Below are 17,131 nucleotides of genomic sequence, written 5' to 3'. Positions count from 1 at the left end.
TCCGGCAGCGCCGGGCCATGCCCGGCGGCGGTTTGCGGTTGGCCATGTCCGCCGGGCATGGCCAACCGCAAACCAGGGCATTTCACCGCTTGGGCATGCGCACCAGTCGGGTGCCGCTGGCGCGGTCGTGCCAGGTCAGGCGTTGGCGGTCGATCCATGCCCACCAGAATCCCAGTCCGCCCAGCAGCAGGGACAGCGTACCCACTGCGAAGCGCAGCCAGAGCTGGCTGCGCCGCAGCGGCGCGCCATCGCTGGAGTGCAGTTTCAGCCGCCACGGCCGCATGCCCAGTGTCTGCCCGCCGCGGCGCCAGCTCGCCGTCGCGTACCACCCCGTGATCACCCAGCACACCGCCCACAGCAGCCACTGCCAGGCACTGAACGGTGCGATGTTCTCGCGCTGGGCGTGGCCATCGAAGGTGTAGGCAAGGGTGAACACGGTGCCGGCCAGCATCCACAGCGCCAGCACCGGCAACGCGTCGTAGATCATCGCCAGCACCCGCCACATCAGCAGCGCGCGCGGGCGGGGCATCTCGGTGGCGGCCGCAGTGGCCGTGTCGGTGGCAGGGCGGGACATGCGCCGAGCATACGCAATGCTGGCCGCGTGCGCAGGCGGCCCCGTATCCTGCACGCATGGCCCTCGTTTCCACCCCCGCCGAACGCCGCCAGCTGGTGCAGCAACTACCCGAGCTGCGCGCCGACGACAGCGTGCGCATCCAGCGTTTTCTGGATGCGATCTGGGCCGAGAATGGTCTGGCCCGCGCCACCCTCGACAGCTACCGGCGCGACCTGGAGGGGCTGGCACGCTGGACCGATGGGCGCGAGGGCGGCCTGGCCGGCATCGAACGGGCTGGCTTGTTCGATTACCTGGCCTGGCGTACCCGGCATGGCTGGTCGCCGCGCAGCAATGCGCGGCTGCTGTCGGCGCTGCGCGCGTTCTTCGCCGATGGCGTGCGCCGGGGCGAACGCAGCGAGGACCCCAGCGCGCTGCTGGACCCGCCGAAGCTGCCGCGGCTGTTGCCGAAGGCGCTGGCCGAAAGCCAGATCGAGGCGCTGTTGGCGGCGCCGGACATCGACAGCCCACTGGGCCTGCGTGATCGCGCCATGCTGGAGCTGATGTATGCGGCCGGCCTGCGTGTGAGCGAGCTGGTGCTGCTGCCGGCCACGGCGGTCAACCTGCGCCAGGGCGTGCTGCGGGTCACCGGCAAGGGCAGCAAGGAACGGTTGGTGCCGCTGGGCGAAGAGTCGCAGCATTGGCTGGAGCGCTATCTGCAGGACTCGCGCCCGCAGCTGGTCGGCAAGGGCAGGGTGCAGGCCTTGGCCGATGGGCAGACCCCGTTGTTCATCGAGCCGACGCTGCATGCGTTGACCCGGCAGGCGTTCTGGCACCTGGTCAAGCGCCACGCGCAGGTGGCCGGCATCGATCCGGCGCGGATCAGCCCGCATGGCCTGCGCCACAGCTTCGCCACGCACCTTCTCAACCGGGGCGCGGATCTGCGGGCGCTGCAGATGCTGCTGGGCCACAGTTCGCTGTCCACCACGCAGATCTACACGCTGGTGGCGCGCGAACACCTGCAGAAGCTGCACGCCCGCCACCACCCGCGGGGCTGAGCGGAGGGCTGAACCCCGGGCCTGAGCCGTGTGCGGTGTCGCGGCCCGTTAGCGGCGGCTGTGTCAGAATCCGGGGTCTTCTTCTGCTGCGGATCGCTCCATGCTCCGATTTGCCATCGCCGCCGTGTTCGGTGCGCTCAGCCTGACTGCCTGCGCCCAGCCGGCCCCACCGGCGGCCAAGGCACCTGCTGCTGCCGCTGCCAAGGCGGCCAGCCCGGCTGCCAACGGCTCGGCCGACCAGGCCGTGCGTGCCGCGCTGACCGCGCTGAATCCGGGTTTCGAAGTGGATTACATCGGCGCCGCGCCGTTCCCGGGTTTCCGCGAAGTGGTGGTCTCCGGCCAGCTGCTGTACGTGTCCGATGACGGCCGCTACCTGTTCCAGTCGCAGCCCTACGACACCCGTGCCAAGGGCCCGGCCAACAGCGAAGGCCTGCTGGGCTATCGCCGCGACCTGCTGGCCAAGGCCAACCACGGTGACCGCATCGTGTTTGCCGCGCCGAACGCGAAGTACACCATCAGCGTGTTCACCGACATCGAGTGTGGCTACTGCCGCAAGCTGCACCAGGACATCGCCGAGCTCAACCGCAACGGCATCAGCGTTGAGTACCTCGCATTCCCGCGCATGGGCCTGGGCAGCAAGGACTACACCGACATGATCTCGGTCTGGTGTGCGGCCGACCGCCGCCAGGCGCTGACCAACGCCAAGCGCGGTGGCAGTGTGCCGGCCAAGAACTGCACCAACCCGGTGGCGATGCAGTACGCACTGGGCCAGCAGCTGGGCGTGAACGGTACGCCGGCGATCTTTGCCCCGGACGGCACCCAGCTGGGCGGTTACCTGCCGCCGGCGCAGCTGCGAGCCGCACTGGAGAAACTGTCGGCCAAGCGCTGATCAGAACACCGCCGGGCATGGCCCGGCGCTACCGTAGGCTGGTGGGTAGCGCCGGGCCATGCCCGGCGGATGAATCATGAGAACGAGGCCGGGGGCGCGATGCACCCCCGGCTTTTTTTTATTTCAGGCCATCACTGACCGCTTTGGTCAGCGTGCCCTGTGCATCGTCACCACTGAACTCCCAGACGAACGCGCCGCCCAGACCTTGAGTCTTCACGTAGCCCATCTTGCGGGTGATGTTGGCCGGCGTGTCGAAGCTCCACAGCGTGCTGCCGTTGTAGATCCAGGTGGCACCGGCGGTGTTGTCGGTGTAGCCCGGCCACGCCAGGTTCTTCAGCACCTTCCAGTCTTCGATGCCGGCCTCGTAGGTACCCGGGGCGGCGCCGGCCGCGGTCTGGTACAGGCCGTTGTTGGCGTTGGCCACACCGGTCCAGCCACGACCGTAGTAGCCGATGCCCAGGTTGAGCTTGGCGGCGGGCACGCCACGGCTGATGAAGGCCTCGATGGCGTCGTTGCTGTTGTACAGCTTCTGGTCGCCGGTGGACGGATCATTCGGCGAATCGAACAGCGCCGACTGGTGATTGGTCTTCGCATCCCACGCGCCGTGGAAGTCGTAGGTCATCACGTTGATGTAGTCCAGGTACGGGTGGTACGCAGCCGGATCGGTGACGCGGATCTTGTCGATGCCGGCACCCACCGCTACCGTCAGCAACAGGCCCGGACGCACTGCATCGAGCTGGCGGCGGAACTCGGCCATCAGCGCGTTGAAGTTGGCGTTGTCTTCCGGCTTGCCGCATTCGATGCCGCAGGCCACCGGGTATTCCCAGTCGACGTCGATGCCGTCGAACACACCCAGCGCGGCACCCGCACCACCGGCACCGTCGGTCACCGGCAGGTTGCCCTTGATGTAGGCGTCGATGCAGGAGGCGACGAAGGCCTGGCGGTTTTCCGGGCGCGCCGCGCTGGAGAAGCCGCGCGACCAGGTCCAGCCGCCCAGCGAGATCAGCACCTTCATGCCCGGGTACTTGGCCTTGAGCTGCTTGAGCTGGTTCCAGTTGCCGCGCAGCGGCTGGTCCCAGGTATCGGCGCTGCCGCTGACACTCTCGGCGGCACTGAAGGCCTTGGTGTAGTCGGCGAAGGCATCGCCACCGGCACCGCTGTTCGGATCCGACGGCTGGGTGACGCCCACTTCGCAGCGGTTGTTGCGCACGTTGCCGAAGGCATAGTTGATGTGGGTCAGGCGCGCGGCCGAGCCGCTGCTATCGATGTTCTTGACCCGGTAGTTGCGGCCGTAGATGCCCCACTGGGTGAAGTAGCCGATGACCCGCTTGCCGGTGGTACCACCGTCACCGGCCAGCGTAGTGGCGCTGATCTCGGTGCCCTGTGCCGACGCATTGCCGGCGTTGTCGCGCGCACGTACGCGGTAGCGGTAGGTGGTCGAGGCGGTCAGTCCGCCATCCACATAGCTGGCACTGGACGGCGAACCGACCAGGCTGCCGTTGCGGTACACGTCATAGCCGGCCAGGCCGCTGCCCCCGGTGTTGTCGGTGGACGGGCTCCAGCTGAGCGCGATGCTGTTGGCGGTGCGGGTGCCGACCGCCAGTGCGCCTGGCACGCTCGGCGCGGTGGTATCGCCACCGGCGGCGTTGACGGTGATGGTGATGGTCGCGGTGCTGCTGGTGGCGTTGTTGTTGTCCGTGGCGACCGCGCGCAGGGTGTGGCTGCCGGCGCTGGCATTGGCCCAGCTGGCCGCATACGGCGCACTGGTGGTCACGCCCAGCGTGCTGCCATCGCGGAAGAACTCGACCTTGGCGACGCTGCCGTCCGGATCACTGGCGTTGGCGGTCACGTTGACCGTGCTGCCGGCACTGAAGGTGGCGCCGTTGGCCGGCGAGGTCAGGCTGACCACCGGCGGCTGGTTGGCGCCGCTGCCATCACAGGCGCCGAGGTTGGTGTAGTAAGGCGCACCGGCCGGATGGTCCGGCGGCGCGTTCCAGATGTCCTGGTTCGCCCGATAGAGGACGCCTCCTTTCTGCAGGGTATCGCCGGCCCGGTAGATCTTGGCCTGGTCCCACTGGGCCACGCCGGCACAGCTGGCGGCCTGCGCCAGGCCGGGCAGGGCGACGGTTCCGGCAGCCAGGGCGAGCAGCCAGGCCAGGCGGCGGGGACGACAGCTTCGGGTGGAACGTTCGGCACTGCGCACAATCGGGTCGTACATGGGTAAGTCTCCGATCAAAGGGCGCGCGGGCCCCGATGGCGCCGCGCGTGACGCAGGTCCGGGCGTCGCCCGGGAAGGCGACGGGTGGGGCCGGACGGAGGCACCTGGGAGGCCGGGGAGAGAGTCCGGCGCCAGGTGGGGACAACGTTGTCATCAATCGCGTGGTCAATCCGTGAGCAAGCGCATGGTTCGGGGATTCGGGCGGAGAGCGCGCTGCGCGCGGCCGGCGGCCGGCGGCCATCGGCGGAGCCCCTCGTGGCTGGTCGGGGCGCGAATTCATGGGTTTGGCCGGGCGGGTGGGCATCGCGGGGGACGCCGTAAACCCTTCCATGGGGGCTTGGCCGCGGCATCCATGCCGCGGACACCCCCGCGATGCCCACCCGCCCGGCCCCTGACAGGTTCCTGCGCGGCCAGCCACGGAAGACAGAACAAGAAATCAAAAGCAAAAGCCGGTCGCTTCGCTCTTCATGCCTGATATCTGAAATTTCCTGGTTGCCGGCCACCGGCCGGCACTATCGCAGAGCATCCACGCATGGCGTGGATCTACTGCAGATCGCGGAAATCTGTCGAAGGCGGGGTGGGTCCGGTTGCAGGGGTGTCCGCGGCATGGATGCCGCGGCCAAGCCCCCATGGAAGGGTTTACGGCGTCCCCTGCAACCGGACCCACCCCGCCATCCCACGGAATGCACGCTGTTGCTTCGGCTGTTGCCGTTGCCGTTGCCCTTGGCCTCGGCGGGTGCCGGGCGCCGCCCGGCCAAAGCCCTTCCCCCGCTTCCGGTACAATGTCGGGCCCGTTTCCCAACTACGGTTCCCCGGACATGATGGTCCTCGAGGGCGCGCCCGCCCTGTCGCTGTTCCGCCGCGAACGTCTTGAATCCCGCCTGCAGTCCATCGCGCCCTCCCTGCGCATCAGCGGTGCCTGGCACGTCTACTTCGTGCAGCCCGAAGGCAGTGCCGCCCCCGACCTCACCACCCTGTGCCGCATCCTTGAAGCTGCGCCGCAGGCCGAGGCCGTGGCCGAAGGCGCGGTCAGCCGCATCGTGGTGCCGCGCCTGGGCACGCTGTCGCCGTGGTCGAGCAAGGCCACCGAACTGGTGCGCGGTGCCGGTCAGCCGGTCAGCCGGGTGGAACGTGGCCTGCGCATCGACGTGCAGGGTTGGCCGGCCGATGCCGCCGCCCAGCAGGCGCTGGTCAAGGCGCTGCACGACCCGATGACACAGTCGGTGCTGGAGACCATGGAACAGGGCCAGGCGCTGTTCTCGGCGCCGGCCCGTGGTGAACTGGAACGCGTGCCGGTGGACCAGCTGGAGGCCGCCAACCAGCGCCTCGGCCTGGCCATGGCGCAGGACGAGATCGACTACCTGCGCGAACGCTTCAGCGCGCTGGGCCGCTCGCCGTCCGACGTGGAACTGATGATGTTCGCGCAGGCCAATTCCGAGCACTGCCGGCACAAGATCTTCAATGCCAGCTGGACCATCGACGGCCAGGAGCAGGACCGCTCGCTGTTCCGGATGATCAAGAACACCCACCAGCAGACGCCGCAGCACACGCTCAGCGCGTACAGCGACAACGCCGCGGTGATCGAGGGACATCCGGCATCGCGCTATCGCCCGGACCCGGCCAGTGGCGAGTACCGCCGCGAACCGCAGGTGCCCAGCGCGTTCCAGATCAAGGTGGAAACGCACAACCATCCGACCGCGATCGCGCCGTTCCCCGGTGCTTCGACCGGTGCCGGTGGCGAAATCCGCGACGAAGGTGCAACCGGTCGTGGCGGCAAGCCGAAGGCGGGCCTCAGTGGTTTCTCGGTCTCGCACCTGCGCATTCCCGAGCTGCCGCAGCCGTGGGAAGCGCCGCGTGCGCTGAACCCGCGCATGGCGCCGGCACTGGAAATCATGACCGACGGCCCGCTGGGCGGCGCTGCGTTCAACAACGAGTTCGGCCGTCCGGCACTGCTCGGCTACTTCCGCAGTTTTGAGCTGCCGGAAGGCGCTGATCTGGTCCGCGCCTACGACAAGCCGATCATGCTGGCCGGTGGCCTCGGCGCCATCGATCGCGTGCAGGTCGACAAGATTCTGCTGAAGGATGGCGACGCCGTCATCGTGCTCGGCGGCCCGGCGATGCTGATTGGTCTCGGCGGCGGTGCTGCAAGCTCGGTGGCCTCCGGTGAAAGTGCCGAAGACCTCGACTTCGCCAGCGTGCAGCGTGACAACCCGGAAATGGAGCGCCGCTGCCAGGAGGTCATCGACCGCTGCGTGGCGATGGGCACCGACAATCCGATCAAGTTCTTCCATGACGTCGGTGCCGGTGGTCTGTCCAATGCCATTCCGGAACTGCTGCATGATTCCGGCGTGGGCGGCATCATCGACCTGGGCAAGGTGCCCACCGACGATCCGTCGCTGTCGCCGATGCAGTTGTGGTGCAACGAGTCGCAGGAACGCTACGTGCTCGGTGTGGCGCAGGAGCGCCTGGCCGAATTCGCCGCGCTGTGTGCACGCGAGCGCTGCCCGTTCGCTGCAGTGGGCGTGGCCACCGCGGAAGAACATCTGGTGGTGGCCTACGGTGCGGTGCCGGGCAACATCCCCGCCGATGCACCGATCGATCTGCCGATGGACGTGCTGTTCGGCAAGCCGCCGAAGATGCACCGCGACACCGCGCATCCTGCCGCGCCGCGCTGGCCGGCGCTGAAGACCGGCGGCCTGGATTTGCAGGAAGCGGGTCTGCGCGTGTTGGCGCATCCCACTGTTGCCTCGAAGAACTTCCTGGTGACCATTGGCGACCGCAGTGTTGGTGGCTTGACCGCGCGTGAGCAGATGGTTGGCCCGTGGCAGCTGCCTGTGGCCGACGTGGCGATCACCCTGGCCGACTTCGACGGCGTAGCCGGTGAAGCGATGGCGTTGGGTGAACGTACCCCGCTGGCCCTGCTGGATGCTGCAGCCTCCGCGCGCATGGCCGTGGGCGAGGCGCTGACCAACCTGTGCGCGGCCCCGGTCGATGCGCTGGACGAAATCAAGCTGTCGGCGAACTGGATGGCCGCCGCCGGCCACCCGGGTGAAGACGCGCTGCTGTATGACGCGGTGAAGGCGGTGGGCATGGAACTGTGCCCGCAGCTGGACATCAGCATCCCGGTCGGCAAGGACTCGCTGTCGATGCAGGCGCAGTGGCACGACCAGGGTGAAGCACACAAGAGTGTCTCGCCGGTGTCGCTGGTGATCACCGCGTTCGCGCCGGTCGCCGACGTGCGCCAGCAGCTGACCCCGCTGCTCGACCGCGAGGTGGAGAGCGAGCTGTGGCTGATCGGCCTCGGTGCCGGCAAGCAGCGTCTGGGCGGTTCGATCCTGGCCCAGGTGCATGCCGACCATGGCGACCTGCCGGCCTTTGCCGGTGCCGCCCCGGACCTGGATGACCCGCAGCGCCTGCGTGGCTTCTTCGAATTGATCCGCGATGCGCGCCAGGCCGGCCTGCTGCTGGCCTACCACGACCGCAGCGATGGTGGTGCCTTCGCCGCGCTGTGCGAAATGGCCTTCACCTCGCGCCTCGGCCTGGACATCACCCTCGATGCCTGGGGCGATGATCCGTTCCGCAGCCTGTTCAACGAAGAACTGGGTGCAGTGGTGCAGATCGCGCGCGAAGACCGCGCCGCGTTCGCCGACCTGGTCGAGCGCCATGCACTGACCGAGTGCGCACAGCGCATCGCCAAGCCGACCACCGCGCCGGTGGTGCGCGTGTCGCTGGCCGGCGAGAACCTGGCCGAGTGGCGCTGGGAAGCGCTGTTCGACGCCTGGTGGTCGGTCACCCACGCGATGCAGAAGCGCCGCGACAATCCGGCCAACGCCGATGCCGAGCGCGAGATCGCCCGTGCTTTCAATGCGCCGGGCCTGAAGCCCAAGCTCAGCTTCGACCTCAACGAAGACGTGGCGGCTCCGTTCATCAGCACCGGTGCGCGTCCGCGTATCGCGGTGCTGCGCGAACAGGGCGTCAACGGCCAGATCGAAATGGCCAACGCCTTCGAACGTGCTGGCTTCCGCGCCTTCGACGTGCACATGAGCGACCTGATCGAAGGCCGCGTGGCCCTGCAGGACTTCACCGGTCTGGTGGCCTGCGGTGGCTTCAGCTACGGCGACGTGCTGGGTGCCGGCCGTGGCTGGGCGACCTCGATCCTGGAGCGCAGCGCGCTGCGTGATGCCTTCGCCGCGTTCTTCGCGCGCGAGGACAGCTTCGCGCTGGGTGTGTGCAACGGCTGCCAGATGATGAGTCAGCTGAAGAACATCATTCCGGGTGCCGAGCACTGGCCGCAGTTCCGCCGCAACGCCAGCGAGCAGTTCGAAGCCCGTACCGCGCTGCTGGAAGTGGTGGAATCGCCGTCGATCCTGCTGCGTGGCATGGCCGGTTCGCGCCTGCAGGTGGCGGTGGCACATGGCGAAGGCCAGGCCGTGTTCGACAATGCCGTCGACCAGGCAGCCGCTCGCGTTTCGCTGCGCTACATCGACGGCAACGGCAACGTGGCCAGCCAGTACCCGTTGAATCCGAACGGTTCGCCGGACGGCATCACCGGCCTGACCAGTACCGACGGTCGCGTCACCATCATGATGCCGCACCCGGAACGCACCCCGCGGGCGCTCAACCTGAGCTGGGCCCCGGCCGAGTGGCAGGGTGATTCGCCGTGGATGCGCATGTTCCGCAACGCGCGGGTGTGGTGCGGTTGATCGCATCACATCGCGCAGGCATCAATGCCGCCGCGTATGGAAAAACCCGCCGTTGATCGGCGGGTTTTTCTTTGCGCGCGTGAAACTCCTGTCCTGCCCGCTAGTTACATGGATTTTCAGGCGACAAATGATCGTCACGCATGCCTAACAAAACACTTTCATAAACAGGTGAAATAGTGAACTGCTTCACGGCAATAGGATTTTCCGTGTCAAAGTCTTGACGATTTGGAAAGTTGCCGTTAACACTTGAACCCCGTTTCAGAATCATTCATTTCGCAGTAACCGGTTGGCGCACGCGCTCGGTTTTCTGTCGCTGCGCGCCGTTCGGCAATACCCCGCAGTAAATCACGCGAATAAACGCCCCCAGGGGACGTTGGGCCGGAAAGCCCAGCGGTGGCGTTGCTTTGCCCAAAACCAGTCCAATCAGGAGCCGTACCGATGAATCGGATTTATCGCAAGGTCTGGAACAAAGCATTGGGTCAGTTGGTGGTGGCCTCGGAACTGGCCTCCTCCGGCAGCGGCGGCGGGGTCGTTGACCAGCGCCGCGATGCGACGCAGGCCACGCCCGCAAGGCTGGCAGTGGCACTGGGCCTGGTATTGGGGTTGAGCATGAGCGGCATCGCCGCTGCACAGTCGGTGCAGATCGGCGGTAGCGCCACCTGCGTGGCATTCAGCGGCAAGCTGCTCGAAAAGTGCCTGATCGAAGGCAACGCCACGGCCAAGGGCAGCAATGCGGTGGCGATCGGCAGCAACAGCAGCGCCAGTGCAGCCAACAGCGTAGCGCTGGGCGCCGGCTCCAGGGCCACGCGCGCCAACACGGTGTCCGTGGGTGATACCGGCAAGGAACGGCAGATCACCAACGTTGCTGCAGGCGCCCAGGCCACCGACGCGGTGAACAAGGCACAGCTCGATGCGCAGGCGCGTGCAACGCAGGCTGCGCTGGCCGACGTTGCCGCCGACGGCAGCCGTTACTTCAAGGCCGATGGCGCAGGCGATGACAGCGATGCAGCGAAGATCGACGGTCAGGGCGCAGTCGCGGCCGGTGCCGGTGCGCAGTCGCTGGCCAACGCCACCACCGCCATCGGTACCCAGGCCATTGCGGCCGGCCTCGGCGCCAGCGCGTTCGGCCAGGGCGCTTTGGCGATTGGTGATGCCAGCGTGGTGGTCGGGCAGAGTGCTGCGGCCTTCGGTCTTGGTGACACCGCGGTTGGCGCAAGCGCTACCGCTGCCAGCGAAAACGGCGCGGCCACCGCGCTGGGTGCCCTGTCCGAAGCCACCGCCGATGGCGCTACCGCTGTCGGCGGCGGTGCCGTGGCGATGGGCCCGGGCAGCACCGCGCTGGGTCGTGGCGCTACCGCCGCCAACGAAGCATCGATCGCAGTCGGTGCGTTCAGCACTGCCGTCGGTGAATACAGTACCGCCCTGGGCTCCAACTCCGCCGCGGTCGCCACCGGCAGCGTGGCGCTTGGCGCCGGCTCGCTCGCCGACCGCGTCGATACCGTGTCTGTGGGTGCCGCCGAATACGGCCTGACCCGCCAGATCACCAGCGTGGCCGCCGGTACTGAAGATAACGATGCGGTCAACGTCGGCCAGTTGAAGGGCGTTGCCGCCGTGGCCGATGCCACTGCCAAGCGCTTCCAGGCCACCGGCAGCAGCAACAGCGATGCCGGTGCGCTGGCTGAAGGCGACGACGCGTTGGCTGCAGGTGAGGCCGCCAACGCAATTGGCAACGGTGCTACTGCTGTTGGTGCCGGTGCCACTGCCATCGCGCAGAACGCCACCGCCGTCGGCAACAACGCGCTGGCCTCGGGCCAGAACAGCGCGGCCTTCGGCAACAACGCACAGGCCAATGGCCCAGGCAGCGTCGCCGTGGGTGGCGCTGCGGTGGATGCCGACGGTAACCCGTTGATCACCAGCGGTGGCGTACCGGTGGAAACCGGCGCGACCAGCGCAGGCGTCGGTGGCACTGCGGTCGGTGCCAGTGCCGAAGCCAGTGGTTTTGCGGCATCGTCCTATGGTGTGGGTGCCTATGCCGCCGGCGCGCAGGCGTCGGCGTTCGGTGCGGTGGCCAATGCCATCGGCGACTATTCCACCGCACTGGGTACGCAGAGCAATGCCACCGGCACCAGCAGCGTCGCCATCGGTGGCCCGGCCGATCTGATTCCCGGCCTGGGGTTCTTCGTACAGACCCAGGCCAGCGGTGAAGCCGCGACCGCCGTCGGTGCCGGTGCCATTGCCAGTGGCGATCGCGCGGTGGCCAACGGCAGCCTGAGCGAGGCCTCCGGTGCCGAAGCCACGGCCGTCGGCTACTTCGCCTACGCACCGGGCGAGAACGCCAGCGCACTGGGCGCGCAGACCTGGGCCAGTGGCGCGCAGAGCACCGCCGTCGGTTACTACGCCACCGCGCGCGGCGCCAACAGCGTCGCGCTTGGCGCGAATTCCGAAGCGGTGCGTGCCAACAGCGTGGCCGTCGGCAGCGCTGGCAACGAGCGGCAGATCACCAGCGTCGCTGCGGGCAGCGAAGCTACTGATGCGGTGAACAAGGCCCAGCTCGACGCCGTGGCCAGCACTGCTGACACCACCGCTCGTTTCTTCCAGGCGCAGCCGGAGGCGGGCAGTGACGCTGGCGCACTGGCTGATGGCGAGGGATCCATCGCTGCGGGTTCGTCGAGCAATGCGATCGGCGCCGGCGCCATCGCGCAGGGTGCTGCCGCATCGGCCATCGGCGATGACAGCGTGGCCGTGGGCCGCAACAGCGCAGCCACCGGTAATGGCGGTGTCGCCATCGGTGGCCTCGGCCAGGCCTACGATGAATTCAACCAGCCGATCATCGGTGCCGATGGCACGGCGCAACAGGTGGGCACCACCGCTGTTGCCGATGCCACCGCAGTTGGCAGCGGCGCGCAGGCCACCGGTGCCGCCAGCAGCGCCTTCGGTAATGCTGCCAAGGCCAGTGGTGACAACAGCTTCGCCGCAGGCGGCAAGTCGCGCGCCACCGGCAGCTATGCGGTCGCGGTCGGCGACAGCGCATTCGCCAGCAGCGATGACAGCACCGCCGTAGGCGGTTACAGCTGGGCGACTGCCAGTGGCGCAGCAGCATTCGGTTCGGGGGCATGGGCCACCGCCACCAATGCCTCGGCGTTCGGCAATGCGGCGTGGGCCAGTGGCAGCGGCGCAACGTCCATCGGCTACAACAGCTGGGCCAACGGCGCCAGTTCCACCGCGGTCGGCCGCGGTGCCTTCGGTTATGGCGACAACAGCGTGGCACTGGGCTTCCAGGCGCTGGGCAACAGCATCAACAGCATCGCCATCGGCACCAATACGGTGGCCGGTGGGGAGAGCGCGATCGCGCTCGGTGCCGGCAGCAATGCCAGTGCCAGCAATACCGTCGCGCTCGGTGCCGGTTCGGTTGCCAACCGTGCGCGCACGGTGTCGGTGGGCAGCAGCGGCAACGAACGCCAGGTCACCAACGTCGCCGCCGGTACCCAGGCCACGGATGCGGTGAACAAGGCGCAGCTGGACGCGGTTGCGACCACCGCATCCAACACCAGCCGCTTCTTCCAGGCCAGCGGTAATGGCGATGACGTAGCCGGTGCACTTGTTGACGGTGACAACGCACTGGCGGCCGGTGATGCTGCCAATGCCATCGGCAATGGCGCCACCGCAGTGGGCAGCGGCGCCAACGCGCTGGCCAGCAACGCACAGGCGCTGGGCTTCAACGCCCTGGCCAGTGCCGCCAACGCCAGCGCGGTAGGTGCCAACGCACAGGCCACTGGCGAGTACGCCACCGCGCACGGTGCGGAAAGCGAGGCCAGCGGCGAGCAGAGCGCGGCGTTCGGTGCGGCCAGCATCGCCAGCGGCGCTGGTAGCACTGCCAATGGCGTGCTGTCCGAAGCGTCCGGCGAAGAAGCCGTGGCCGTGGGTTACTTCAGCAATGCCAGCGGCGACGCGGCTACCGCAGTCGGCAGCGAAAGCGTGGCCAGTGGCACGGCGTCGGCGGCCTTCGGCATTGGCGCCGAAGCCAGCGGCGGTTACAGCACCGCCATCGGTGGCTACGCACAGGCCTCGGCGTTCAACGCCACCGCGTTCGGTAATTTCGCCAATGCGTCCGGTTCCAACAGCGTGGCCGTGGGTGGCGACTCCGAGGCGTCCGGTGCCTACAGCACCGCCACCGGCCAGGGCAGCCTGGCCACCGGCACCAACAGTGTCGCCGTCGGCGGCTCGCTGTTCGGCGTGCTGGCCACCGAAGCGTCCGGCAATTACTCCACCGCCGTGGGTGGCGGCGCCTGGTCGGGTGGCATCAACAGCACTGCGCTGGGCAATGCCGCCGAATCGCGTGGTGCCAACAGCGTTGCACTGGGTGCCGATTCGATTGCCGACCGCGACAACACCGTGTCGGTGGGTGGCGGCGGCAACACGCGCCAGATCACCAACGTGGCCGATGGCACGCAGGGCAACGATGCGGTCAACAAGAACCAGCTCGATGTCGTCGCCGCTGCGGCGGAAAAGACCAGCAGGCAGTTCCAGGCCAGCGGCAATGCCGACGGCGAAACCGGCGCGCTGGTCGAGGGTGACAACGCGCTGGCCGCGGGTGATGCCGCCAACGCGATCGGCAATGGTGCCACCGCGCTCGGCAGCGGTGCCAATGCGCTGGCCGCCAACGCCACCGCCGTGGGCATCGATGCATTGGCCACCGGCAACAACGCGGCTGCCCTGGGCAGTAACGCTCAGGCCACCGGTGAGGACAGCCTGTCCCTGGGCAGCGGTGCCAGCGCCAGCGAGGTTGGTGCAAGCGCGGTGGGTGCGCGTGCACAGGCCAGCGGCGCCTACAGCACGGCCACAGGTACAGAAGCCAATGCCAGCGGCGGGCAGGCGCTCGCCAGCGGTTTCCGCAGCGCGGCTTCGGCTGATGGCACCACCGCAGTGGGTGGCTACGCCGAAGCCAGCGGCCGCCTCGGCACTGCATTGGGCTACGGCTCTGCAGCAAGTGGTGCCAACACCACCGCAGTCGGCTTCGGTGCCGCTGCGGCCGGTACCGGCGCCGTCGCCGTGGGTCAGTCCAGCGAAGCCAGTGGCGCTGAAAGCGTGGCCATCGGCGGCAGCACCTTCTTCGGCCTGATTCCCTCGCGTGCCAGCGGAACCGGTGCGGCGGCCTTCGGTGCCGGTGCGTGGGCGACCGAAGACTATGCAACCGCAATTGGCTGGAACTCGTGGGCGGCCGGCAGCAGCGCCACCGCGCTGGGTGCCAACGCCACCGCCAATGGCAGCAACAGCGTGGCACTCGGCGCCGGCTCCAAGGCTGACCGCGACAACACCGTGGCCGTCGGCAAGGCCGGCGGCGAGCGCCAGGTGACCCACGTCGCGGCCGGCACCGAAGCCACCGATGCGGTGAACAAGGGCCAGTTGGATGCGGTCGCCAGCGTCGCCGACAAGACCAGCCTTCAGTTCCAGGCCAGCGGCAATGCCGATGGCGAAGTGGGTGCACTGGTGGACGGTGACAATGCACTGGCTGCCGGCAATGCAGCCAATGCCATCGGCAACGGCGCTACTGCGCTGGGCAGCGGTGCCAACGCAATGGCCGCCAATGCCACGGCGGTGGGCTTCGACGCGCTGGCTACCGGAAACAATGCGGCGGCCCTCGGCAACGCGGCCCAGGCCGGCGGTGTCGACAGCGTAGCGCTGGGCAGTGGTGCCAGTGCCACCGAACTGGGGGCCAGCGCCACCGGTGCCGGCGCCCAGGCCAAGGGCGCCTACAGCACCGCCAGTGGTGCGCAGGCCATCGCCAGCGGTACCCAGTCGCAGGCCAATGGCTTCCGCGCCAATGCGTCGGCCGACGGCGCCTCGGCCATCGGCAGCTATGCCGACGCCAGCGGCCGTCTGGGTACCGCCGTTGGCTACGGCAGCAAGGCCACCGGCGCCAATGCGACCGCGGTGGGCGTCAGCGCCAACGCCAGCGCGGCCGGCAGCGTAGCGCTGGGTGCAGGCTCGGTCGCCGATCGTGCCAACACCGTGTCGGTCGGTAGTGCCAGCAGTGATCGCCAGATCACGCGTGTCGCTGCCGGTACCGAGCGCTCCGATGCGGTCAACCGGGGCCAGCTCGATGCGGTTGCCGCCACCGCCGATGGCACGGCGCGCTACGTCAAGGCCACCGGCGCGGGTACCGCCAGCGCCAGCGGCAGCGATGCCGCAGCGATCGGTTCGGCGGCCACTGCCAGCGGCGCACGCAGCAATGCGCTGGGTGCCAACGCGATGGCCATCGGCAACGGTGCACTTGCACTGGGTACCAGTGCCGGCGCGTCCGGCGCGAACTCGGTAGCGCTGGGCGCGGGCTCGCGCGCGCTCGATGCCAACGTGGTGTCGGTGGGCGGCGGCAACGGCACCGACGGTCCGGCCACGCGCCGCATCGTCAATGTGGCCGATGGCCGCATCGCCGCCGGCAGCAGCGATGCCATCACCGGTTCGCAGCTCAACGTCACCAACCAGCGTGTGGGAGCGGTGGAAACCCGCGTCGGTGATTTCGATTCGCGCATCGCCACCGTTGAAACCACGGCGGCCAGTGCCGTCGGCTACGACGACGCCAGCCGTGATCGCCTGACCCTGTCCGGCTTCCAGGGCACCACCATCGACAACGTCGGTGCCGGCAGCATTGCGGCTGGCAGCCGCCAGGCGATCAACGGTGGCCAGCTGTTCCAGTCGCTCAGCGATGCCGCCAGCTTCCTTGGTGGTGGCGCCAGCGTCGGCATGCAGGGCGTGTTCGTGGCGCCGAACTATGTGATCCAGGGCGCCACCTACAGCAACGTCGGCGATGCGCTCGGTGCGCTGGACCGCAAGGTCAGCGAGATCGACCGCCGCAGCGCCGGTGGCACGCGTGCCGGTGCTTCCAGCCTGCGCGCGATGAGTGCCTCGCTGGATGACAGTTCGCTGGCCAGCGCCGCCGACGCACCCGCGACGGCTGATGTGGCACCGGCCAGCACCGCGCGCGTGCAGGGCACGCCGACCGCTGCCGCCGCCGGTGCCGGGATTCCGGTCGGCACCCCGGCGACGGGCTTCAATGCCGTCGCCATGGGCGAGGGCGCCGTCGCCAGTGGCGCCTCGTCCACTGCCATCGGCCAGGGTGCCAATGCCACCGCTGCGAACGCGGTGGCGCTGGGCCAGGGCTCGGTTGCCGATCGTGCCAACACGGTTTCGGTGGGCAGTGAAGGCAATGAGCGCCAGGTCACCAATGTGGCGGCGGGCACCACGGCCACTGATGCCGTCAACAAGGGCCAGCTCGACCGTGGCATGGCCACGGCCAACGGCTATACCGACAGCCGCGTCCAGGCCGTCACCGACAGCTTCGATGTGTTCAAGGGTGAGATCGACGGACGCCTGCGCCACATGGATCGCCGCATCGACCGCCAGGGCGCGATGAGCGCTGCAATGCTCAACATGGCCACCAGTGCCGCCGGTATCCGCACCCAGAACAGGGTCGGCGTCGGCATCGGTTTCCAGGGCGGCGAATCGGCGTTGTCGCTGGGTTACCAGCGTGCGATCAGCGATCGCGCCACGGTCACCTTCGGTGGTGCCTTCAGCAGCGACGACAGCTCGGTCGGCGTCGGTGCCGGCTTCGGCTGGTAAGCCATTCCATCGCGCCGGCGGCCACCCACGCCGGCGCAGCACCTGCAGTGAGGGCCTGGGGGGAGGTCACGGCAATCCCGGCTGGGCCGGCCGGGA

General features: G+C 68.5%; 6 protein-coding genes. 4 read left to right on the top strand and 2 right to left on the bottom strand.

Annotated features, from left to right (window positions below):
• Positions 1 to 82: 82 nt before the first annotated feature.
• Positions 83 to 574, bottom strand: coding sequence for an RDD family protein (locus ABR323_RS02525; protein WP_439448073.1), 492 nt, complete (start codon positions 572 to 574; stop codon positions 83 to 85).
• Between the two features lie 56 nt (positions 575 to 630).
• Between ABR323_RS02525 and xerD the strand changes: the two genes are divergently transcribed.
• Both xerD and ABR323_RS02515 read left to right on the top strand, forming a co-directional pair.
• Positions 631 to 1,608 carry a site-specific tyrosine recombinase XerD gene (gene xerD / locus ABR323_RS02520; RefSeq protein WP_439448072.1) on the top strand — a complete coding sequence of 326 codons (978 nt, stop codon included), beginning with the start codon at positions 631 to 633 and terminating at the stop codon, positions 1,606 to 1,608.
• A gap of 100 nt (positions 1,609 to 1,708) precedes the next feature.
• Entirely contained in the window at positions 1,709 to 2,497 is a 789-nt protein-coding gene (locus ABR323_RS02515; protein WP_439448071.1) for a DsbC family protein, read from the top strand.
• Positions 2,498 to 2,615: 118 nt separating this feature from the next.
• On the opposite strand, the gene ABR323_RS02510 is transcribed toward ABR323_RS02515, so the two are convergent.
• A complete protein-coding gene (locus tag ABR323_RS02510; RefSeq protein WP_439448070.1) occupies positions 2,616 to 4,715 on the bottom strand; it encodes a glycosyl hydrolase family 18 protein in 2,100 nt (699 codons plus the stop codon).
• A gap of 818 nt (positions 4,716 to 5,533) precedes the next feature.
• Here ABR323_RS02510 and purL point away from each other — a divergent pair.
• Both purL and ABR323_RS02500 read left to right on the top strand, forming a co-directional pair.
• On the top strand, positions 5,534 to 9,418 hold the full coding sequence (gene purL, locus ABR323_RS02505; protein ID WP_439448069.1) for a phosphoribosylformylglycinamidine synthase: 3,885 nt from the start codon (positions 5,534 to 5,536) through the stop codon (positions 9,416 to 9,418).
• 438 nt (positions 9,419 to 9,856) lie between these two features.
• On the top strand, positions 9,857 to 17,035 hold the full coding sequence (locus ABR323_RS02500) for an ESPR-type extended signal peptide-containing protein (protein ID WP_439448068.1): 7,179 nt from the start codon (positions 9,857 to 9,859) through the stop codon (positions 17,033 to 17,035).
• The last annotated feature ends 96 nt before the right edge of the window (positions 17,036 to 17,131 follow it).

Origin of the sequence: Stenotrophomonas sp. ATs4 (assembly GCF_051861585.1) — a bacterium.
Taxonomy (GTDB): Bacteria; Pseudomonadota; Gammaproteobacteria; order Xanthomonadales; family Xanthomonadaceae; genus Stenotrophomonas; species Stenotrophomonas maltophilia_AS.
The sequence above is the reverse complement of the archived record's forward strand: the minus strand, read 5'-3'. Positions and strand labels throughout refer to the sequence as shown.